This window comes from Wolbachia endosymbiont (group B) of Ablattaria laevigata, from assembly GCF_964277395.1.
Classification (GTDB): domain Bacteria; phylum Pseudomonadota; class Alphaproteobacteria; order Rickettsiales; family Anaplasmataceae; genus Wolbachia.
The window spans coordinates 340,134-362,371 of record NZ_OZ195519.1; the positions used below are offsets into that span (position 1 = coordinate 340,134).

The window sequence follows — 22,238 nt, forward strand, 5'->3', positions numbered from 1 at the left end:
GCTTAGTGTTAGCTATTTTTATGATAACCTCTCTTAAACAATTGATATTTTACAGTGTTTTTGGTAAAATAATAGCTTAAGGCTTAGAATAAAAGTTTATGAGTGAAGCACAAGGTCCAAATATTGCAGAATGGCAGGCACAGCAGCAACACCAGGAAGCCGCTAGTGAGAAAAGTGGTTTCGGTCTTGGTCATAGTGACTCTGTTGCAACAATTGTGGATGGAATGAAGTGGATGTTCAACTTTCATGAAGGAGCAATTGCTGCTTATAATAATGTGTTTGAAGGTTTGGTCAGTGGTAGCAGTCTAGTAACGTTATTTGGGAAATCAGGTAATATGTTTGGCATAAAATTTTTTGAAAGTCTTGCTGAATATTTTTCAGGTGGTGGTGGAGAAGATATGCCATCAGAAGGAATGGGTATGGACTACGGTGATGAGGGGCATCATCCGGATGATTATCCCCACTCTAACAATGAAATAGCTCAAAGTGCCGATGGTTTGCATGATATGCATGATGCAGGTGATCATCATGGCCAATCTTTTTCACCTGGTCCTTCACCATCTGTTGGTGATGATCATGAGCTTGGTTACTAAATAACTAAGAAGATTTTATTGTAATTAGTGAAAAAAGTTTCAGTTTTAGGATCAACAGGAAGCATTGGAAAAAAGACTGTAGATTTGCTCTTAAAGAGAAAGGAAGAATATCAGGTGGAAGCACTAAGTGCCAATTCTAACTTTGCTCTGCTAGCACAACAGGCAAATCTACTTAATGCAAAATATGCTGCCATTTCTGATGAAAGGTTCTACAAAGATTTAAAAGAAGATCTACTTGGTACAAACGTCAAAGTAGAAGTTGGTGCTCCAGGTCTAGCAAATGTTGCTTCTCTACCTGTTGATCTCTCAGTTATTGCAATAGTTGGCATCGCAGGCCTTGAGCCAGTTATAAAGGTTATAGAAAGTGGTACTAAAGTTATTGCCCTAGCAAATAAAGAAAGCATTGTTTGTGGTGGCAAGTTACTGCTTGAAAAAGCTAAAGAAAGGAGCGTACAAATAATTCCCATCGACTCTGAACACAACGCAATTTTTCAAGTTTTGCAAAATGATGATAAATGTGTAGAAAAGATTATACTCACTGCCTCTGGTGGACCATTTTTAAATTATAGCCTTGAACAATTAAGAAATATCACAGTAAATCAGGCACTAAGTCACCCTACTTGGAAAATGGGAAAGAAAATCTCAGTTGATAGTGCAACAATGATGAATAAAGCACTAGAAATAATAGAAGCACATCATTTGTTTAATATTAGTCCAAATAGAATTGAAGCAGTAGTGCACCCTGAATCGATAGTACATGGAATTGTCGTTTATCACGATGGATTCAGCTTTGCTGTGCTTGCAGAAACTGATATGGAAATTCCCATTGCATATGCTTTGTCTTGGCCAGAAAGATCAACTTTAAATCATAAATTAGATTTAACAAAGCAAGGAAAATTGACCTTTCAAGAACCAGGTCATAAACGTTTTCCTGCACTAAAGCTAAGCATGGAAGTGTTCAATTCCTCTTCTCCACATACAAATAGTATTGTTTTGAACGCTGCAAATGAGATAGCTGTTAACGAATTTTTGAAGTCACGAATCGGCTTTTTAGAAGTAGTAGAGGTAGTAAAATCAACAATAGAAAACTTTGACAAGTACTCTGATATTAACTCACTATCCGACATAACAAGTATCGATTTTGAAAGCCGTATTCTTGCCAATGAAATCATAAAAAGTAAAGGTATCTGTTCAGCAGAGTGATAAAATAAGGTAGACGAGAAAAGACAACTAAATGGGTGTAGCTATCCAGCAAAATTCATTGCAGATAAGACAACATTTTCGATCAAAAAGCTGTATTCCATAATGTCATTCCAGTAGCTGACACTGGAATACAGAAAAGCAGCTAGTTTCAGCTACTCGAATGACAAGACTAGAAAGAAATGGGTGTCATCCCAGTCTGGGATCCAGTCTTTTAGTCATCAAACATTGTAAGGTATTTACCAAATTAGCTGGATTCCAGCATCAAGTGCTGGAATGACACCTTACCTGAACAGATAAATCACTTAGCATGTTCGAAATCAACCTGAGAGAAATTTACATCGTTAAGAACTGTATTTGCTCTATACAGATAACCGCATCCTATTGCAAGAAAAAGCAACGAAGTTGCAACAAGCGGAGTTGGGTTATCAACTGCGAAACATATACCAGCAGCAAGTACTCCAGATAACAAAAAAGCACAAGCATAATTAGTTTGTTTCCTTTTTTGAGCGACTGCTTCTATCTTTAGGAATTCTGGTTCTATTGCTTTCTTGACATGTCCTGCAATACAATCTCTTGGACTTTTGTTTTCATAGTTTTGAATATTAGGTTTGATATTTGGATGTGTAAGTAATATTTTTATCATGTCTACATTTCCCAACTTGCAAGCAATGTGTAGAGCTGTATTTTTTTCCTTCTTGCCGGTCTTAATTTCCTCCTCTGCACGAGCATAATTTTGAGGTATAAATCCTTCATTAACAGGTTGTGAATTGTTAAGGTATACACAACCCCCTCTACCCTGATCTACTACTTCTCTCCCCTCAAATTCGTACACTGGATAACCATCATGTTTCTTTGGTTTTCTCTCAATAACAGCTTGCTTGCTTTTTATATTTAAATCGATTTTTTTATGTTCTACAAGCAACTTAGCCATAAGCTCTAAATATTGATGTTCCTCGTTATTACTAGTAACAAAAGCTGAAATAATGCACATCAAAGGTGTCATCCCATCCTCAAAAGCGTTAACATTCGCTCCTTCTTTCAATGCTTGTTGAAAATGATTCCAAGCTTCCTCAGGTGTTATTCTTTCACCACTAGCATTTTGAAATTCAATAGCTTTAAACAACTTTTTTGTTGCTTCACTTGTACTAAACATTTTAACCCCCTATCACAACAAACTTGATAAAATTATACATAGAAAAAATTAAAATATCAACTATTAAGCTAATGATCCAGAATATACTCCTTCGTTAAAGGAGACTGAGCATTTTCAAAGATTTCTTGAGTACTTCCGAATTCAACAATCTTGCCATTGCAAAAGAAAACTATGCTGTCAGATAATTTTTTAGCTTGCTTCATCGAATGAGTTACCATAATTATGGTGAACCTCAATTTCAATTCTTGTATAAGATTTTCGATTGCATTGGTTGCCATTGGATCAAGAGCAGAGCATGGTTCATCCATTAATAAAATAGTTGGCTTTACTGCAATTGCACGAGCAATGCATAATCTTTGTTGCTGGCCACCAGATAAATTTAGTGCACTATCTTGCAATCTATCTTTCAACTCTTCCCATAAACCAACCTTAGTTAAACTACTTTCTACTATTTCATCTAATTTTTGCTTATTTTTCACCATGCCATGCAATTTAGGCCCATAAGCAACATTATCATATATTGACTTTGGAAAAGGATTGGGTTTTTGAAATACCATACCAACTTTTGCTCTGAGCAATACAACATCCATATCACGTGAATATATATTACCCAGCCCATCGATTACCAGTTCACCAGTCGCTCTACATCCAGGTACGTAATCATTCATACGATTGAAACAACGCAAAAATGTCGATTTACCGCACCCAGAAGGTCCGATAAAAGTTGTGACTTTCTTTTTGCAAATATTCAAATTTATATCGAATAAAACTTGTTTAGAGCCATACCAAAGATTTAAATTTTTAACGAAAGCGTATTTATCGCTCATACTAAATCCTGCATTGAATAAAGTCCTGGTATTTCCTGTTTATTATCGCACAACCATATTGCTGCTTGAACCGCCCCTCTAGCAAACGTTGTGCGGTCAATTGCCTTGTGATTTAATTCTACTCGTTCATCGGAATTGACAAACATGACACTGTGATCTCCTATTACTCCACCTCCACGAGATACTGCAAAGCCTATTCCTCCTTTCCCTCTTATATTTGAATTATTATGTGAATATTGATTGAGCTCAAAATCCACTTTTGCAGCGTTAGCAACTGCTTTACCAAACTCTATAGCTGTTCCAGATGGTGAATCCTTTTTTAAATTGTGATGCATTTCCCAAATTTCAACGTCATACTCATTACCTAAAAGCTTGGCAGCTTCTTTTACCAATTTCAGCAACACATTAACTCCAACACTCATATTTGCTGACCATAATATTGGAACTTTAGCAGCATATTCTTTTAAATTTAGACCTTCTATTCCAGTTGTGCCACTAACTAGCGGTTTTTTAAATTTCACGGCCGCCTTAAGGCATTCTAGCATACATTCTTTAGTTGTAAAATCTATTACAACATCGGACGATTCAAATACCTCACTAATAGAACTTGTAATTTTGATTCCTAAATTGCAATTATTGCCTACAATAGGCCCAATATCTAAGCCTATATACTCACTGCCCAAGCGAGCAACAGCACCTGCTATTTCCACTTTGGTATTCGTAATTAATTCATTGAGTATTTTCTTACCCATTCTGCCTAAGCAGCCTATTACTCCAACTTTGATTTTCATAAAGCTTTTTCCACTATGTTAGGCTTTTTTTGAAGCTTTGTCATCTTTATAAGCTTAGCATATTTAGCCTTACACTGATAAAACTATAGCTATACATCGATGAATCTATTGAAAATTGATACGAAAAATTGTAATTAGTCAATTTTCTCCTATGGAGAAAACTTATAAAGAAAAAAAGAGCACCAACTTTGGTGCTCTTTTGTGAAGGATTTGGTTTAATAATAACCGCTTCCTACTTTGCTCGGATTAGAGACACAATGTCTTTCTGTTGCTAGTGCTCGAGTTGTTGAACTTGGTTATGTAACTTCTGCATCATAAAACTCCTCTGATTCAGTAGTCACTTCCTCAGAGTAAGATCAGATAAATCTTCTCTAAACTTAGAAAGAGATGCAGTAAAAGCATTTATTAACTCTTGTTTTTTTCTTCAATAGTAGTTTTACCTGAAGATTGTCCTTGCTGTGATATGCTTTGTTTCGCAACACTTGTTTCACTTTTTTTACCACCAAACAGCCGCTTACAGCCTGATGAAATTTTTCTTGCAATCCATGAAATTCCTATGTGATCAGCAATCCACTTAAAAAAGTTTTTTATTTTTTTAAACATATTTTACTCCTTAAATTAATAATTTATATTATTATATACAAAGCATAATCTGTCAACTTTTTCTATAGAGAACGTATAAAGAAAAAAAGAGCACCAAAGGAGGTGCTCTTTTGTGAAGGGTTTGTTTTAACAATAACCGTTTCAATCTACACTTGGATTAGTGACATAATGTCTCTTTGTTGATGGTACTCCAATTGTTGGACTTGGTTGTGTAACTTCTTCATCATAAAACTCCTCTGATTCAGTAGTCACTTCCTTATTGTTAACCATTTGTTGTGACGTAGTAGTAGGTATTTTCACTCCAAATGGTTCATTAGATATACTATCTACTTTAATCTCTGTTACATCATCTTTCAATCCTAACATTTCTTTCACATGCTCAATATTGTCTTGAACTAATATTTTATCGTCATCGATATAATTACCATCTCTATTCTTCTTTATTATTGATTTTACAGATATACCATAACAATAATAGATAGAATCACCAACACCAGTAATGCGATATTCTTCTTTATCACATCTTAGATATATAAGAAGATTAAAAAGGGGTTCTACCTCGTTTTGACTACCTTGATAATCCTGAACTTTTATACTCTCTTCCAAATTTAAAAATAAGTAATTATCTTCATCAAGTTCAATATAACCTACTCCTTTAGGCTCATTAGCAACAACTTCTTGGCTCAATGCCCTTTGCTGATCAGTGGTTGTTGTTTCAGAATCATTGTTAACTGTTCGTTGTATCGTAGTAGCATTAAGATTAGGTGTTGTAGTTTTCAATGGATTTATAGACATTCTAGTTATTTCAGCAAGATTTTTGTTCTCATCCAAGCCTACTTTATACATCATTTCTAATGGGTTTTTTGAAATAGTTCCCTTGTCATGCTGTTTCTTCACTGAAGTTATGGATACAGATTTCTTTCCATCATCTACATCTTGACATGAACTATAAGGGCCAGTAATACAAAACTTGTTACTTTCACACTCTACAAATATACGAAATTCTCCAGGTATAACTTTACCATTTTTGTCTTCATTTTTACATTTTTCTTCAAGACGTTTATAATTCTCGTTTGTTGTAACAAATAGTAATTTTTTATCGATAAATTCAAAATAACTCCCTGGCTTTGTGCTTTGTTGAATAACATTAGGTTTATTAGGATTTACGTGCCTTCTTGGTTGTTCTGATTTTTCTGGAAAATTTTCTGCTGGCTCGACGTTTGTACCTGTTTTAGATACAGGTTCTTCAGTCTCATTTTGCATAGGGGTGCTAACAGTTGGACTTTTATTTACATTCTCATCTGAAGGTCTCTTTGGTGATATATTTTCTTGAGCAGTATTTGCTTTACTGCTAAATAACCAATTCCAACCTGATGAAATTTTTCTTGCAATCCATGAAATTCCTCTACGATCAGCAATCCACTTAAAAAAGTTTTTTATACTTTCCCACATACTTTACTCCTTAAATTAATAATTTAATTATTATATATAAAGTTTAATTTGTCAATTTTCTCCTATGGAGAAAACTTATAAAGAAAAAAGAGCACCAAAGAAGATGCTCTTTTGTGAAGAAAAGATACTCTTTATAAAAGTGGCATAATAGGTGTTGAATTTATAGCTGGCTTATCTAGCACCTTACTAGGTTTACCAGCTTCTGAGCTTAGTACCTTGCTATCACTTGCAGGCACTTTAGATGTAGAACTTACAACTTCAGGTTTCTGAGATATTTTATCTATAGTAACAACTGTACGCTTACTATTTAAACCCAACATCTTTTTCATTCCTTCTAACTCACAAGACAAAGTTTTATTATCATATACCGAGTTCACTATAAAGGATACCGAACTATCGTTCATGACAACAAGTTTGCTATAAACAATTTCGAATATAGCTTCGTCAGATTTGACATTTATATGATATCTTGATGGATCTTTAGAATTAATACCGCTCCCATCTATAATTTCTGGTACATTCTTTTTGTTTGTATGCAGTACTAACTGCTTATTACCATTTTCTTTAATAACACCCCAATGATTGGATTCACCCTTCACTAGTTCAATTACACTATTTTTTGCGGTTTACTAGACCACAAGTTTTTAATGCTGTTCCAGCCTGATGCAATTTTTCCTGCAATCGACTGAAAAAAGTTTTTTATTTTTTTTAACATATTTTACTCCTTAAGTTAATAATAATTTAATTATTACATAAAAAGTATAATATGTCAATTATTTCATAAAAATTTTAGTACTTGCTTGCAATTTTCAACAATTTAATAGCGCTGGTGTTGACAACTTCCCCGCCAACACGCTTAGTAACAAAAAATCTAACATAAGGTTTGTTTGTATAAGGGTCTCTAAGTATTCTCATTCCTCTGTTATCTACGATCTTATAAGCTTGTTTGAAATCCGCTACTGCAATCATTGTAGGTGGCATATCAGCAGATTGATATACTGGTATTCCCATTAAAGTATCTGGAGTTTCAAGCGATAAACTCGGCTGCCAAAGATACTGACCTGTTTCAGATTTTAGTAGCCTAACGTCCTTTAACGTACTCCTGTTCATCAAAAATGATGCATTTTTAGAGTAATGTTCATTTAGAGAGTAGTACAATATCATTATGGCATCGCTGTCTAGCTTATCAGCTTTAATTTGCTCTATCTTATTATGACCATTTCCATTTTCGTAAGTTAAAATTCCTTTAGGTTGAAAAGTGCCATCACCTTTAATAAAGGCTTCATTCTCCTTCTTACTGAAAGTTTCGGCAACCTTTTCTACAAGCCAATTTTCAACATTGACAAATGCATCATCGAGCAATTTTTGTGATATTTGCGGCTGAGCATAGAGCTCATAAGTTGTGATGGAAATCTTTTGAATTTTAGGTGTACTTGTGTCTTGTGCAAAATCATACTTGGATTTATAGCCACCATCTTCATCTTCTACTGTTTCACCACTCCAACCTGCACCAGCACGGTCACAATCTTCTATAATATAATCCAGCGTTTCAGTAGAGATTCTTTGATTGGAACATATTTGCCGCATTGGAGATGAATCAGCTATACGCTTGTTTATCCGTTTTCCAATGTGAGGAGTAACTAAATACCCTCCAATATCATTGTCATCTCCACTTAGGGTTTTGTGTGATAACCTACTTTCCATTCCTTTGCGAATATAATCAGAAAAATATTTATCACCTGTATTAAAATCTGTGCTAATCTCTGGGCGTTGAGCTGAAGTTTCAATAAAATCTAAGCGCTCTTTGCAATTATCAATATTACTATTTATCTTGCATAGCTGCTCAGGTCCTTTGCTTTCGATTTCTTTTAGTTTGCGATCATTTATTAATTTAAATTGCTCCCATGATGAAGCGAGTTCATTAACACGGTGAGCGATATCAGTAAGTGACATAATAGCCTCCTTTAAAAATAAAATTAGAATAGTATTGTAATTTGAAGGTAATCTTTAATCTCAGTACCTTTTCGTTGTTATGCAAACTGCATTCAGAAAAAAGACCGGTGAATGGCAGCTTAGTATAACTCAAACGCTTGTTTACAATATGGATCCCAGTGCTGGGAGGCGCCCTCATGGTAAACAACGTTCATACAACTGTATACGTATAATGCTCGTGCCTGCCATTCACCGGTCTTTTTTCTGGATTCCAGCATTGGCTTCATGGTAGATACAAATAAACGTAAGGCGCCTGGTAACGAGAGAAAAATGATACTGATTACTTGTTGAAGTAAAAAAAGCAGTGTAGTATTACACCACGGTAAATATTATACTTAATCGTTAGCACTATACAGCATCCATTTTTTTGTGTCAAGCATTTTTTTTCGCTGCGTATCTGTTCAGAAGAATGTGCAAATAAAGTACGTAGCTGTACAAATTTGCCAAAACAATAAATGGTATCCTGTGCTGGGATCCATTTTTCTATCATCACCAGAAACGTTGATTACTTTTATACCTGTAAATTTAACTGGATCTCAGTGTCAGGGCACTGGGATGACAGAAGAAAAAGGCCTGTATCGGCTACTTCGATGACACTCACAGCCCTGTCATTCCAGCGCGTGACGCTGGAATCCAGAAAAAAAGAAAAATGGTCAAGCACTAGGATGACACCCATTTAGTTATCTTTTCTCGTCTACCTTGTTTTGCCACCCTGCTGAACGGATACATACCGTTTGTTGCTTTTACTCTATGCTACCTTATCTGCCCTGCTTCAATCAGTAAGGGATTTCAATATTAATTCTGCACTACTTGCGGGATTGCCGCTTTTTGTAATTGGTCTGCCAATTACGATATAATCAGCTCCTGAATTTATTGCTTCTTTTGGTGTTGCTGTCCTTTTTTGATCATCATGACCTCGATTTATACGGATTCCTGGAGTAATAATTTTAAAGTCTTTACCACATTCTTGGCGCACTTCTTGAGCTTCTAGTGCAGAGCAAACTATTCCATGCAGTCCAATCTTTTTTGCAAGCTTTGCTAGCAAAATTACCTGTGATTTTGTTTCTCTTGCCACTCCGAGTTCACTCAGATCTTCATTGATCATGCTGGTTAGTACTGTTACTCCAATTAGCTTTATTTTCTTTCCTTGCACTACACTTAGTGCTTCTTTAAGCATTTTTGTTCCACCACTGATATGCAATGTTAGCATTTCAACATCTAGAGCTTTTATTGCTTCAACTGTTCTAGCTACAGTGTTTGGAATATCATACAATTTTAGATCTAAAAAAATTGGTACATTGCATTTTGCAACTTCTCTCACTCCAGAAGGACCATGTGCAGCAAAAAATTCTAACCCAAGTTTTACCATGCCAACCTTATCACGCAGACCATTAGCCCAAGATATGGCTTCATTCAAATCTTGTGTATCCAGTGCGCATATTATTGGGTTCATTATCTTGTATAATTTTTTTTATAATAAGAGTAATTGTTGCATTTTACAATCCATATTCAGGGATTGGTCCACTTGCAATGCTTTGTACAGACACTGAACACGATAATCTGGTCGGAGTGGGTGAACGACTGGCATATCCAAGATCTTCCTGTAAAGAATCAGACGTTTCCTCCGATGTTTTGGAACCTTTCATTGGCTTGAATTGCACAAGCTGCCCTAATATAAATTTTATTTTCTGAGTCTCCCCTAATATTATTTTTTTGCTATAATCTTTAATTGTTTCATTTTCTCTTATCGATTCTTCTATCTTATCTATCACATATTGAAGTTGTTTTATTTGACTGTCTCGCTCTAAAAGTGAATTTCTTAAATTTTTCACTTCGTTATTACAATCTTGTCTTATTCTGTCTAACTCAAAAGATTGATTTTTAATTAAACCGTCTGCTTTATCTAGCTCTTCAAATTTCCTTTTTAACTCTTGAGATAAGTTTTTATTTTTCTGATCAATTTCTTTAAATTTACATTGTAATTCATCTAATTTCACACAAAGTTCTTCTTTTCTTTTATGTAATTCTTCTTTTTTCATATATAGTATATGTTTCTCTTTACGTAATTTGTCTATTTCCTTAGATAACTCCTCTTTTTCTTTAGATAATTTCTCTACTTCCTTATATAATTCCTCATATTTATCATTGTCTATTTTTCTTTTCAATTCTATTATAAGTTTTTTCCTCTCAGTTAGATTAGCTTCTTTTTCCTGTAACTGTTTACACAAATATGAGATTTTATGGAGTAGTTCTTTTTCTTGTGCAGCAAGCTCATCTTTCTCCTTCGTTACTTTTTCTAATTCTTCTGTTATTCCAATTATATGGATCATTTTTGCTTCTAATTTCTCCTCCAAAGATTTTTTTTCTTTAAGAAAATATTTCCTCTCAGCTTCTATTTTTTGACAAAATTTTCTTCCTTCCTCGTATAAATTGTGCTTTTCTTGAGTCAACTCACGCTCTTTGTGAGCAAATTTCTTCTCCACTTTACTAGTGTCAATAATTATTTTATACAAAATCATAAAAGCCAAAACAGATAATACAGCTAAAGCGAGAATTAAAGAACTAGGTACATTAATAAGCGCTAAAGATGTAAGTAACGTGAGAGTAGCCAGAGAACTAGCTATAAAATAAAATGTATTATATTTATTAAGTAAATTGCTCATCACCCATATACAAAACTTCAGCAGTCTTGTATATATTGATTAAAATTGTCTTACCTGTAGAGGAGAACACTTATCACAATTGTACCAGTGATAAACTTTAGTTGATATTCTAACTAAACTCAAAATGCAAGGTGGCATCAGACAGGAGTAGAACATCTAGGAGTAGAACATCTACTAGAATATCCAAAATCTTCTGAATATGAAGCTTCATTCAGCTCTTTATTTGGTAGTGCTGATAAATCCCCATTACTCATATTTGAAGAAGCAGGGCTATCATTAATTTGTTCAAATACTTCTTCAAGCATCTTTTGTATTTCTTGATCACTTTCTACACAATGCTTAATCAATTCATCAAATCTTCCGCAAATCTCTAGCATAGTACTCCTTGGCATAGTCACATTGTCTTTTTCTCCTATACTTTCTTGAAACAAACTTACCATCTCTGTTATCAAACCCGTACAATCCTTTACAAAGCTGACATAATTTTGATGAGATAATGAAGATTGATCATCTAAACGTGAAATTCCCCTTTTCATAGTAATTTTCTCAGATAGTAACTTTTCGTACTCTTCAGAACAATTTTGATCTTCTTCTTCTAGATCACTTCGCAATTTTTCAAATTCTTTTCTTCCTTGATCAAGATTTCTTTCTAATTCTTTGATCCTATTGAGATACTCAGCTTCTTTCTCTTCCAATTTCTTACATAGTTCTTCTAGATTAATCTCTTCTTGAGTTTTTTCATTTAACTTTTCTTGTAATCGTCTTTTTTCTTCTTCTGAATTACATAATCTAGATTCTAAACTAAAAACTTCCCCCTTTTCTTCTTCCAACAGCACCTCTAACTCTGCTATTTTTTTCTTTTTCTCTTCTAAGTATATTTCCAATTCTGTTATTTTTTGACTTTCTAATTCGTGTGATTGACTTTCTAATCTCTGGATTTCACCATACTTACCATCCAACTCTTTTTGAGTATCATTCAATTTTTGTTTTAATCTTTTATTTTCATTCACTGCTACAGCCACACTGTACTCTAATTGCCTTATTTGATCCTTTAGTCTTTGTACTTCAACATCTAGACCTTCAGCAAATTCTTCTAAATCTTGCTTTTCTTGCACTAATTCAGCTTTTTCTTTACTTAACTTTTGTATCTCTTTTTGCGCTTTCCTTAACTTCTCCTCTAACTTTTCCTTCTCTACTTTTCTCCTTTCAAATTCACTCTCTACCGAATCACTTAGCTGCTTGAGTTTTTGTGTTACTTCAGCCAAAACTTCATCTTTTTCCCTTACCTTTCCATTTAATTCCTCCACCTCTCTCATTTTTTGCTGTAATTGTTCTAATATAGTTTGATTATTTCCAGTTAATCTTGTATTTTCTTTTTCCAATTTATTAATTCTTTCGTTTAAGCTGTCATCTACAACTTGTGCAATTTTGTCTTGCATTTTAGTACTGCCTATTTGAGCTTCTTTGCTGCCAAGCTCAATTTCTTGAGTTGTTTGAATGTTAATATTTCTATTACTATTTTCTATCACAATCTCAGATGATTTATGATTGCCTTTCTCCTTATTTCTAAATTTTATTTGATACAAGAATAAGTTACCTATTTTTACATCTTTATTTGCTTTCAATTGATCATCAGTAACACGATTACGCTCGATAAGTTCTATACCATTAGCATCAATATTAATTATAATAGTGCACTTTTTTCCGTCCTCATCACACCAATTCAGAGTCATTTCGTATGCACCATCAGTTACAACATAGTGCCTTATTCCTTCTTCAGAAACAAAACCGTGCATTCCATTTTTTCCATTGCTATGCAGAGTTGAAAATCCTGAAATTCCATTATCTTGACAGAAATTACTATTCAAAAACTCACTGACTTTGAATTTGTTTTTATTAGCTCCCAATTTAACTTCTGCACAACTACCATATATTGACACTGTTTCAACACCACTTTCAATATACCCACTCAATACTTTTTTAGCATCATCTTGAAGCTCTAGTCTCGCTTCCTTTACATTATTGAAATCTTGGATAACGGCTTTATACACTTCATCTTCATTAAAATTGGCATTGTATTTTATTAAAAAAGATAATATGTGAAAACTAGCTACAGCAGTGTGAATTGATTTATTCTTTTCTTTTATCTTACCGAGCAAAAACAAAAACCTTTGAATGAAGTCATGATAATCATCTTTTTGCTCTTCAATTTTATTATTATATGAATTACCAATCATTATTACCTCACAACTAAATAATTAGTATAGTAATACGAATGCTAAGTTACATCAATCAATAAACTTACAGTAAATTTTCCATTCTCAGTTATAAGCTCTGCTTCTGTACTCTCAACCCATTCTATCACTTCAGCATTGCAAACTGACTGCAAATCATGCTGAGCAGAATAATTTAACTCATCCTCTTTTACACTCGCTTTTATCATCAACTTTTGTATAAGATGCTTAACTGATACGTTATTATCTGCTTTTATTTTTCTCACAAGGTTTAATATCTGCACGAAATTATCTCCCATTTCCTCAGAATACTTATCATAGGTAAGTTCTTCCTTGTTAGGCCAATTACTTTTATTGTGAACGGAGTTATAACTATACAACTGATGATATATTTCCTCTGTAATGTATGGCAAAAATGGTGCAAATAACCGCAAAATAATATTGAGTACATATGCCAAACTCTGTTTCGCACTCATGTTTGCCTCGCTGTCCAATGCATCTCCATATGCACGTTTTTTAACTAACTCTAAGTAATTATCACAAAAATCTTTCCAAAAAAATTCTTCTATTGCGCTCAAAGCTTCGCAGTATTCAAACTGTAATAGGTTGTTCGTCGTTTTTTCTATCACTTTATATAATTTGGACAATATCCACTTATCCATCGTCTCACTGATGGAATTTATGCTCAATCCTTGATGTTTTTCCATAAACATGGAAACAAATTTGCTAGCATTCCAAAGTTTCGTAACAAGTCGTTTGCCAATTTTGAAGATATTTTCAGAGTAGACTGTGTCAACTCCAAGTCTTGAGTTTGCTGCCCAATAGCGTACTACGTCAGCTCCATAGGTTTCAAGCATTACATGAGGAGTGATGATATTACCTTTTGATTTACTCATCTTTTTTTTATCATCAGCCAAACACCAACCACTAATCATGATATTTTTCCACGGCAGTGAATCTGCATGATAATGTGCCTTCAAAATCGTATAAAAAGCCCAAGTTCTTATTATCTCATGGCTTTGGCTGCGCAGATCTGCAGGAAATATCTTATCATACCGATGGCTTGGTAAACCGAGCTCACTGTTTACTGCCAGTGCACTTAATTGAGGAGTGATCGCACTTGTTGCCCAAGTATCCATCACATCTTGATCTGGAGTAACTTCTTCTTTAATATACCCTTTCGGCAAATCTTTGAGTGGATCTACAGGTAAATCCTTTACTTCAGCTAGAATGATTTTGCCTTCTTCTCCCTTACGTTTTGAATACCAAACTGGAAATGGTACACCAAAATAACGCTGTCTTGAGATGCACCAATCCCAACTTAGCCCTTCTATCCACACCTCCATACGTTTACGCATAGATTCTGGATGCCAATTACATTTACTCACTTTATCTAATACTTGAGTTTTTTGCTCTAAAGTCTTGACAAACCATTGATAAGTAGGTAATATTTCAAGCGGCGCACCAGATCTTTCAGCACATTTAACAGAATGAGAAATGCTAGTGCTTTCTATTAAAAGTCCTTTTCCACTGAGGATTTCAATGATCCTCTTTCTTGCTTCTTTAACTTTTAGTCCATGGATCCCAGTGTCAGCTACTCGGATGACACCGGCATGTGTCTCCTCTGTCACCTGAGTAGCTTGATAATGGGCATCTTTCTCCCCTGTCATCCCAGTGCGTGACACTGGGATCCATTTTTGATCACACACTGCATGCAGATTCATCCTTCCATCCTGATCAATTATAATTGTCACCGGCAGATTATGCTTTTGCTGCCAATATATGTCGAGCTCATCACCGAATGTACAGCACATAACAAGCCCAGTGCCTTTATCTATTTTGACCTTATCATCAGCTATTATTGGAACTTTTGCCTCTGTAATTGGCACTACGGCTATTTTTCCAATCAGATGGGCATATCGTGCATCTTCTGGATGACAAAAAACTGCAACACATGCAGGAAGTAACTCAGGTCGCGTAGTTGCAATATGAATCTGCTCATTTTTTTCAGTGGAAAAAACTATCGTGTTCAAAGATGACTCAAAGACTTTATCCTCTATTTCCGCTTGCGCAATTGCGGTTTTATCAACTGGGTCCCAAAGAATAGGTTGCATTTTCCTATATATATACCCTTTGTTATATAGATCAACAAACGACGTTTGAGAAAGTGCCACAGCTTCCTTGCTGATCGTGTGATATTCCAAACTCCAATCATAACTAATGCCGACCGATTTAAATAACTCCTTGAATTCTTGCTTTGACTTCTCAATAACTTCATGGCACATCTCTATAAATTTTTCTCTGCCAACTTCTTTTGCACTAACTTTATAGGTTTGCTCAACTAACCTTTCAGTCGGAAGGCCATTATCATCAAAACCAATTGGATAAAACACATCTTTCCCCAGCATACGTTGAAACCTTGCAATAAAGTCCGTATGGCAATAGCTAAATATATGGCCAATGTGCAACTTTCCCGATATCGTTGGTGGAGGCGTATCTATAGTGAAAGTATTATCCTTTTCACCATTCCATTTATAAACCTTGCTACCTTCCCATAATACGGTGTATTTGTCTTCAATTTCTCTAAAACTATATTTTTCTTCTAACATAAATATTTCTCAGTTTTAAGCTTTAAGTTATCACAATTGAGCGAATACAGCAATTTTAATGTCTACCGTTTTAATTTATGATACAAATTCTTCTTGATCTTATAATTTTTAATGTATTACATAATAAATTTTTAGTATTGAGGTTTATTATGCTTAACTTTCACAACTTAAAAGAGATTAGAGATATTTTAACTCACCCATATTATGTGCCCCACCCAGCAAAAATAGATCTAGCAGAATTGCTTGAAGACGTGCTGGAGTTAAAAGGTAAAAAAAGCCCAGAAGAAGCAGTAGCTACATTAAAAGATAAAATAAGAAATGAACTAAAAAATGAAATGAAAAGTGAAATGAAGCAAAAAATAAATAAACTTGAGCAGCTAGAGAAGGAAAATAAAGACTTACAAACTAAAAAGGATAGAGCTGAACGGTTAAATAGATCCTTAGAATATGCAAGGAAGACAGCTCAGAACGAAAATATAGAATTAAAAGCTGAAAAAAATAAACTAAATACTCAAATCCAGCATTCACAGCAAGAAAAGAAAATATTAGAAGTCAAAAATGAAGCAAATAAACAACTAAAAGAAAAAGCAACATACATCGCTACTGCTAGTACTGGTCTTGCTGTTGGGTTAGTAGTGTATATTACACTTGAACATACAACTAAATTGGACATGTGGTTAATCGTTGTTATAGCAACAGTATCTGCATTCTTAGCTGGTGGTTTAATAATGAAACCTAGCTCTCAAGTAAATGGAACACAAGAACCACAAGGAGTAGCAAATAAGAATTCAGTCTAGCTTGATATAGTTTTTTTCATTTCACTGCCTTTCCAAATTTGAAGCAGGTTGTTTGAGCCATAGTACAAAGTAAATATAGTAATTTTACACTAAAATTTTTAGTTTTGTTTCTGTGGGTTAGTTGGTACGAGCCTTGCCTTTAAGAAGATGTAAAATCACAATTATTACGAATAACATTCCACCAATAACTGATATAGCTCCACCCGTAATAAAACAAGCACGTGCCAACATTGATGAAATACTTGGCAGATCTGCAACTTTTCTTAATGCACCATATCCACCAAGCCAAACAAGTCCAGTAATGTGGAGAAAATGTCCCAAGCTATATGAATAAATCTGTAATCTTACTATGGAGCTTTTTATTTCTTTACAGCCCAATTTTGGTAACAGCCAGTAGACAAAATTCATAAAAGCTATAGTAATACCAACCACAGAACCGTGATAATGCGCAGGGATAGTGACATTTCCTTCAATAGTTAGCACTCCAAGCACACCTCCATAAATGAACAATACAAACGAGTGGAGAAGATAATTGCCCTTATCATTGAGCAGAGTTTTTATGTTGCAAGACACTAATATTGTTAAAAAGCACGGCAGAACTGCTCCAGCAATTCTCATATGCCAGGTAAAAAACTGTATTAATTCAGCACTATCCGCCGAATAAGTAAAGTATATAAACGGCGCACCTACGGTCAAAACTGTGTTTATAAATAGTGGTAAAATGGTAATTTTATTTAGACTAATATAGCGAGCATTCAGTATGATCAAATAAACTAAAAACATTGCTTGAGCAAAGGCAAACTGCAGTAAATGTCCGCCTCCCCAAAAGAGATATTCATAAAATAAATTCTTGTCTGAGTGATATAGACCTGGAGGCATATTTTTATGTGCTAAAACAACACAAAGAAATGATGACACAAGTATAATGACCAGGCCAATTTGTCCGATTGAAAGATATGAGTCTTGTTTATTTGATATGTAGGCTAGAGCTGTATTTATCAATATGATGGTAATGAAAAGACTGAGTCCAAGTAAAAATAATTTGTTTTGTAATACAGGTATATAGTTACTTTTGATAACTTCAGTATTTGGAACAAATGCAGATATAAACATTAGCAGCATGGAAAGGATTGAGAGAATCCATGAGAAGTTAAACCAATGATTGGTGTTTTTTAAGTTTATGATGAAGAGCAGAGATATTATAGAGCACATCCATACCAAAATTGACAAATTTACGTGTATCACAAGTGCATTATCAAAGATATATTGTGCAGAAGGAATGAGAGAAGAAATAAAAGGCAATCGTAGAAAAATAACAATTATTGACAGCAGTCCAGAACAAGCAAGAGCAAGTACTGCCAAGAATATCCATTGCCTGCAAAGTGAAGCGTTATTTTGTATGTTGAGCATTTACTTTTAGGTACTATAGCATAAGACAATGTACATTTTTCAAATTGATATGCATAGTTTAAATGAATGACATTACAACAATATCTTTCATCGTGAAAATGCTGCGTCCATTTCCATTTCATATTATGGTAATATTACTGACAGCGTTAGTCTGGGCTATCGAAATGTGTTTTAATCAATACTTGATAAAAATTATTACAGTAAGAGAATCTTTACATAATGGCATGACATTACGTTAATGCTTTTGATCCACAATTAAGAACATTTTCGTTGTGATTTACGTTTCTAGTATGTATATTAATGAATCTTGTTTTCACTAAATAATGAAAATAATAATTGTCATGATAATGTTATTGTATAGTAACTATACAATGGCAAGCGAACGAATAAGTTTAGTAGATAAAAAATTATCTCAAGGATATGTCGCTCCAATACTTACAGAAAATAGCGTTATTTTACCAGACAAGCACGGTACCTTATATTCCTTTGATATCGATAACCCAAGAGTTATAAATTGGAAATTATACCTCTCAAGTAGGAAAAAAATTGGTAATATGAGTTTATCGAGCTACAAAGAAAATGTTTTCTTTGTAGTGGATAACATTCTACACACAATAGATGCGAAAACAGGGGAGATTCAATGGGAAAAAGAATTAAGAGCTCCGGCAAGAGGGAAAGCAATAGTAATAAACAATAAGTTGGTAGTATTGACTATTGATAACTATCTACATGTATTTGATGTAAAAGATGGCAGCCCCATTTGGGCTTATCAAAATGGTATAAATGAGGTTCGAGGTTTATATTCCATCTCACCAGCAGTCTCTAATGATAAAATAATGGCACCATTTTCAAATGGCGAGTTAATAGCTTTTAATGAAGAAGGTAAAAAACTATGGAGCCAAAAATTAGCTACAAATCTTTTAGACACACAGCTTACAGATGTAACTACTACACCTAGAGTACACGATAATATCTTAATAGCTACGAGCAACTCTTATATTTATAGCATTGACGTAAACTCAGGAAATATTTTATGGTCAAGGCCACTGCAAGTAAAAAGTATATCAAACATTGAGTCATATTATAGCCCTCTTATTCCTGCAGAGAAACAAAAAGAAGGCGGAAGAATTTTCATGGTGACTAAAGATAATAAGGTAATTGGCATCGACATACAAAGTGGAAAAACAGTTTGGACATCTGATTTTATAGAGAATGTGCAATTGTTTGTTCCAATTATGTATGCCCATACGCTTTGGGTAACAAGTAATAAAGGTTCAATATTTGCTTTTCCTGGATCTGAAAGTACAGGAAGGGTAATTAAAATACCCGGTAATGTGTTTCATGCTCCAGTATTTACCCATGGTAAGATGTATATAACGACTGAAGGAAATGGTGTTTATTCTTTAGAAAATAGGTTTGTTTTTTATGACTGATTATGATTTGATTATTATAGGTGGTGGTCCAGGTGGTTACAAATGCGCTATTGCTGCTGCAAAACTTGGACTCAAAGTTGCTTGTATAGACAAAAATAGCATTTTTGGTGGCACGTGTTTGCGAGTTGGGTGTATACCATCAAAAGCATTACTCCATTCCTCTTATCAGTATGCTAGCGCGAAAAATAATCTATCAAAACTTGGCATAAAAGTTAAGGATGTAAGTCTCGATTTGAGAGAAATGATAGGCTATAAAGACGCTAGAGTTCAGGAACTTGGAAAAGGCATAGAATATCTGTTTAACCTTTACAAAATTACTAAGATCAATGGACTTGGAAAAATTACTTCTTTTGATCAAGGCAACCTTGAAGTTTCAGTTGAAGGTAAGGTGCTGAAGACAAAAAATATAGTAATTGCAACCGGTTCTGACGTTATTTCTTTGCCAGGAATTAATATCGATGAGAAAAGTATTATTTCATCAACTGGTGCATTGTCTTTAACTGAAGTACCAAAAAAACTTGTCGTAATCGGAGCCGGGGCAATAGGGCTTGAAATGTCTTCTGTATGGAGGAGGCTAGGGTCTGAAGTCACTGTAGTAGAATTTTTTGACAGAATCGCTGCAGCAATGGATGGAGAATTAAGTAAGTCTCTACTTTCTAGTCTACAAAAACAAGGAATAAAATTTTTACTTAGCACTAAAGTTGAGGGAATAAAACAAAGTAGTAACTCTTTGAGTGTGAAAGTTTGCTCTGTAAAAGATAATCAAACAAATACTATAGAGGCGGATAAGGTATTGGTGGCAGCAGGACGCAAACCATGCTCTGAGGGTCTTGAAAAAATAGAAAAAGACAGTCGTGGCTTTATTAAAGTCAACAATAGTTATGAAACCAACGTAAAAGGAATATTTGCTATTGGTGATGTGATTGGTGGAGCAATGCTTGCTCACAAAGCTGAGGAAGAAGGGGTGGCAGTTGCAGAGATATTAGCAAGGCAATTGCCTCACGTTGATTATGAAATCATACCGTCAGTCATTTACACCCACCCTGCAGTTTCTTCAATCGGTAAAACTGAAGAAGAACTAAAAAGTGCTGGTCGAAAGTATAAAGTTGGTAAATGTCAATTTGCTGCAAACGGTAGAGCAAAAGTCACTGACGATGCTGAGGGATTCGTGAAAGTTCTGACTTGTAGCAAAGCAGATACAATACTCGGTGTACATATCATAGGAGCATACGCTGATACGCTAATCAATGAAGCAGCGGTTGCAATGGCATATGGTGCAGCAGCAGAGGATATATACAGAATTTGTCACTCTCATCCTGATATAAATGAAGCCTTTAGGGATGCGTGCATCGATGCTTTCTTTAAAAAGTAACTGTGGACCTCGGTTCAATCATTGAAAAATGGTATGATTGGCTAAAGTACAACAGGTCTTACTCACCAAACACTTTGGAGTCATACATGAGGGACCTCAAGGATCTTATAAGTTTCCTAAATACTCACATTGGTGAAGAAGTAAATGTTGGCTCTTTAGAAAAATTAAGCATACCTGAACTGAGAAGTTGGTTTACCTCTCGTTATGCAAGAGGTGTAAATGCGAGATCTAACACTCGCGCATTGTCAGTAATCAGAAATTTTTTCAAATATATAAAAAACAATTATGAAATAAATAATGAAGCGGTATTTTCTTTATCAAGGCCAATTCAGAGAAGAACTCTACCTAAAGCACTTTCAATATCTAACATAGAAACTCTATTGAAAGAAATGAAATTGCCTGATCTAGGCGAGCCTTGGGTGGTAAAAAGAGAAATTGCAATTGTCGTTCTGCTATATGGTACGGGCTTAAGAATCACTGAAGCACTGAATCTTAAGGTTAGTGATATTAGCAATGAAAGTTTAATAGTAACAGGTAAGGGAGATAAACAAAGGCAGGTATTTATTCTTCCAGTAGTAAAAAAGTGTATACAAAAATATATAAAAGCTTGTCCCCACTTTGACGAAGCGGGACATCTTTTTGTCGGGGTAAGAGGAAAAAAATTGGGAAGAACTTATGTTGCTAATCGTTTGCAAAAAATAAGAAGATTTTTAAACTTACCAGAAATTTTATCTCCACATGCATTTCGCCATAGTTTTGCTACTCATTTGCTTCAGGAAGATATTGACATAAGATCAATACAACAGCTGCTTGGCCACTCAAGCCTTGAAACTACTCAAGTTTACACTCACCTAAATTATCAAGATGTCTTCAATATGTATAAAAACTTTCAGAAGAGTTTGAATAAAAAATCGAAATCTTAACTTCGTCTTAAATCGATAATATTGCCGAACTGAGTGCTTGCAACATCATTCAGTACTATACTTGCTTTATATAAGCAATAGTGACCAGCAGAGAAGAAAGCAAAAACGTTTTGCAAAAGGTTATGAATGAAAGAGAATAGACAGCAGAATTTAAATTAGAAGCTATGTAAAGAAACAAGTCAA

20 protein-coding genes are annotated in these 22,238 nt (G+C 34.4%); 8 read left to right on the forward strand and 12 right to left on the reverse strand.

The genetic code is table 11. From position 1 onward, the window contains the following. The first annotated feature begins 98 nt into the window (after nt 1-98). Nucleotides 99-593, forward strand: a complete 495-nt coding sequence (locus ACICP1_RS01685) for a hypothetical protein (protein WP_395460965.1) — start codon at nt 99-101, stop codon at nt 591-593. Nucleotides 594-620: 27 nt separating this feature from the next. Then, complete coding sequence (dxr, locus tag ACICP1_RS01690; RefSeq protein ID WP_395460966.1) at nt 621-1,796, forward strand: 1-deoxy-D-xylulose-5-phosphate reductoisomerase; 1,176 nt, start codon at nt 621-623, stop codon at nt 1,794-1,796. Between the two features lie 298 nt (nt 1,797-2,094). On the opposite strand, the gene ACICP1_RS01695 is transcribed toward dxr, so the two are convergent. The 11 genes from ACICP1_RS01695 to ACICP1_RS01745 form a co-directional block, all read right to left on the reverse strand. Next, on the reverse strand, nt 2,095-2,949 hold the full coding sequence (locus tag ACICP1_RS01695) for an ankyrin repeat domain-containing protein (protein ID WP_395460967.1): 855 nt from the start codon (nt 2,947-2,949) through the stop codon (nt 2,095-2,097). A 68-nt stretch (nt 2,950-3,017) separates the two neighbouring features. Next, the gene (gene pstB, locus ACICP1_RS01700; RefSeq protein ID WP_010401422.1) at nt 3,018-3,776 is read right to left on the reverse strand and encodes a phosphate ABC transporter ATP-binding protein PstB; all 759 of its coding nucleotides are present in this window, start codon (nt 3,774-3,776) and stop codon (nt 3,018-3,020) included. Then, nucleotides 3,773-4,567 (reverse strand): 4-hydroxy-tetrahydrodipicolinate reductase, encoded by a 795-nt coding sequence (gene dapB / locus ACICP1_RS01705; RefSeq protein ID WP_395460968.1) that lies wholly within the window; start codon nt 4,565-4,567, stop codon nt 3,773-3,775. Before dapB ends, pstB begins: the two co-directional genes overlap by 4 nt. 405 nt (nt 4,568-4,972) lie before the next feature. Beyond that, nucleotides 4,973-5,170: a hypothetical protein gene (locus ACICP1_RS01710; RefSeq protein ID WP_149168885.1), complete on the reverse strand. Its 198-nt coding sequence runs from the start codon at nt 5,168-5,170 to the stop codon at nt 4,973-4,975. A 141-nt stretch (nt 5,171-5,311) separates the two neighbouring features. Further along, on the reverse strand, nt 5,312-6,622 hold the full coding sequence (locus tag ACICP1_RS01715) for a hypothetical protein (RefSeq protein ID WP_395460969.1): 1,311 nt from the start codon (nt 6,620-6,622) through the stop codon (nt 5,312-5,314). A gap of 131 nt (nt 6,623-6,753) precedes the next feature. Then, nucleotides 6,754-7,221 (reverse strand): hypothetical protein, encoded by a 468-nt coding sequence (locus ACICP1_RS01720; protein ID WP_395460970.1) that lies wholly within the window; start codon nt 7,219-7,221, stop codon nt 6,754-6,756. A gap of 190 nt (nt 7,222-7,411) precedes the next feature. After that, nucleotides 7,412-8,575 carry a phage major capsid protein gene (locus tag ACICP1_RS01725; RefSeq protein WP_395460971.1) on the reverse strand — a complete coding sequence of 388 codons (1,164 nt, stop codon included), beginning with the start codon at nt 8,573-8,575 and terminating at the stop codon, nt 7,412-7,414. Between the two features lie 811 nt (nt 8,576-9,386). Beyond that, on the reverse strand, nt 9,387-10,067 hold the full coding sequence (gene pyrF / locus ACICP1_RS01730; protein WP_010401398.1) for an orotidine-5'-phosphate decarboxylase: 681 nt from the start codon (nt 10,065-10,067) through the stop codon (nt 9,387-9,389). 43 nt (nt 10,068-10,110) lie between these two features. Next, complete coding sequence (locus tag ACICP1_RS01735; protein ID WP_395460972.1) at nt 10,111-11,277, reverse strand: hypothetical protein; 1,167 nt, start codon at nt 11,275-11,277, stop codon at nt 10,111-10,113. 137 nt (nt 11,278-11,414) lie between these two features. After that, on the reverse strand, nt 11,415-13,514 hold the full coding sequence (locus ACICP1_RS01740) for a hypothetical protein (RefSeq protein WP_395460973.1): 2,100 nt from the start codon (nt 13,512-13,514) through the stop codon (nt 11,415-11,417). A 41-nt stretch (nt 13,515-13,555) separates the two neighbouring features. Next, on the reverse strand, nt 13,556-16,120 hold the full coding sequence (locus ACICP1_RS01745) for a valine--tRNA ligase (RefSeq protein ID WP_395460974.1): 2,565 nt from the start codon (nt 16,118-16,120) through the stop codon (nt 13,556-13,558). 149 nt (nt 16,121-16,269) lie between these two features. On the opposite strand from ACICP1_RS01745, the gene ACICP1_RS01750 reads away from it, so the two are divergent. Continuing rightward, complete coding sequence (locus ACICP1_RS01750) at nt 16,270-16,917, forward strand: hypothetical protein (RefSeq protein ID WP_265041600.1); 648 nt, start codon at nt 16,270-16,272, stop codon at nt 16,915-16,917. A gap of 117 nt (nt 16,918-17,034) precedes the next feature. Here the strand turns inward: ACICP1_RS01750 and ACICP1_RS01755 are convergent, their stop codons facing one another. Further along, nucleotides 17,035-18,240: a cbb3-type cytochrome c oxidase subunit I gene (locus ACICP1_RS01755; RefSeq protein ID WP_395461302.1), complete on the reverse strand. Its 1,206-nt coding sequence runs from the start codon at nt 18,238-18,240 to the stop codon at nt 17,035-17,037. On the opposite strand from ACICP1_RS01755, the gene ACICP1_RS01760 reads away from it, so the two are divergent. From ACICP1_RS01760 to ACICP1_RS01780, 5 genes are all read left to right on the forward strand, one after another. Further along, on the forward strand, nt 18,158-18,337 hold the full coding sequence (locus ACICP1_RS01760) for a hypothetical protein (protein WP_230440362.1): 180 nt from the start codon (nt 18,158-18,160) through the stop codon (nt 18,335-18,337). The two genes, ACICP1_RS01755 and ACICP1_RS01760, sit on opposite strands and share 83 nt — an antisense overlap. 52 nt (nt 18,338-18,389) lie before the next feature. After that, nucleotides 18,390-18,566 (forward strand): hypothetical protein, encoded by a 177-nt coding sequence (locus ACICP1_RS01765; protein ID WP_160141980.1) that lies wholly within the window; start codon nt 18,390-18,392, stop codon nt 18,564-18,566. Between the two features lie 84 nt (nt 18,567-18,650). Further along, on the forward strand, nt 18,651-19,760 hold the full coding sequence (locus tag ACICP1_RS01770) for a PQQ-binding-like beta-propeller repeat protein (protein ID WP_265041599.1): 1,110 nt from the start codon (nt 18,651-18,653) through the stop codon (nt 19,758-19,760). Beyond that, nucleotides 19,753-21,132: a dihydrolipoyl dehydrogenase gene (gene lpdA / locus ACICP1_RS01775; RefSeq protein ID WP_010401379.1), complete on the forward strand. Its 1,380-nt coding sequence runs from the start codon at nt 19,753-19,755 to the stop codon at nt 21,130-21,132. Before ACICP1_RS01770 ends, lpdA begins: the two co-directional genes overlap by 8 nt. Nucleotides 21,133-21,134: 2 nt before the next feature. Then, the gene (locus ACICP1_RS01780; protein WP_010401376.1) at nt 21,135-22,055 is read left to right on the forward strand and encodes a tyrosine-type recombinase/integrase; all 921 of its coding nucleotides are present in this window, start codon (nt 21,135-21,137) and stop codon (nt 22,053-22,055) included. Nucleotides 22,056-22,238: the final 183 nt, after the last annotated feature.

Bases quoted from the DNA above. Each gene is read 5' to 3' on its own strand.
- ACICP1_RS01685 (WP_395460965.1), top strand. From the start codon at position 99: ATGAGTGAAGCACAAGGTCCAAATATTGCAGAATGGCAGGCACAGCAG.
- ACICP1_RS01695 (WP_395460967.1), bottom strand. From the start codon at position 2,949: ATGTTTAGTACAAGTGAAGCAACAAAAAAGTTGTTTAAAGCTATTGAA.
- pstB (WP_010401422.1), bottom strand. From the start codon at position 3,776: ATGAGCGATAAATACGCTTTCGTTAAAAATTTAAATCTTTGGTATGGC.
- dapB (WP_395460968.1), bottom strand. From the start codon at position 4,567: ATGAAAATCAAAGTTGGAGTAATAGGCTGCTTAGGCAGAATGGGTAAG.
- ACICP1_RS01710 (WP_149168885.1), bottom strand. From the start codon at position 5,170: ATGTTTAAAAAAATAAAAAACTTTTTTAAGTGGATTGCTGATCACATA.
- ACICP1_RS01715 (WP_395460969.1), bottom strand. From the start codon at position 6,622: ATGTGGGAAAGTATAAAAAACTTTTTTAAGTGGATTGCTGATCGTAGA.
- ACICP1_RS01725 (WP_395460971.1), bottom strand. From the start codon at position 8,575: ATGTCACTTACTGATATCGCTCACCGTGTTAATGAACTCGCTTCATCA.
- pyrF (WP_010401398.1), bottom strand. From the start codon at position 10,067: ATGAACCCAATAATATGCGCACTGGATACACAAGATTTGAATGAAGCC.
- ACICP1_RS01735 (WP_395460972.1), bottom strand. From the start codon at position 11,277: ATGAGCAATTTACTTAATAAATATAATACATTTTATTTTATAGCTAGT.
- ACICP1_RS01740 (WP_395460973.1), bottom strand. From the start codon at position 13,514: ATGATTGGTAATTCATATAATAATAAAATTGAAGAGCAAAAAGATGAT.
- ACICP1_RS01745 (WP_395460974.1), bottom strand. From the start codon at position 16,120: ATGTTAGAAGAAAAATATAGTTTTAGAGAAATTGAAGACAAATACACC.
- ACICP1_RS01750 (WP_265041600.1), top strand. From the start codon at position 16,270: ATGCTTAACTTTCACAACTTAAAAGAGATTAGAGATATTTTAACTCAC.
- ACICP1_RS01765 (WP_160141980.1), top strand. From the start codon at position 18,390: ATGAATGACATTACAACAATATCTTTCATCGTGAAAATGCTGCGTCCA.
- ACICP1_RS01770 (WP_265041599.1), top strand. From the start codon at position 18,651: ATGAAAATAATAATTGTCATGATAATGTTATTGTATAGTAACTATACA.
- lpdA (WP_010401379.1), top strand. From the start codon at position 19,753: ATGACTGATTATGATTTGATTATTATAGGTGGTGGTCCAGGTGGTTAC.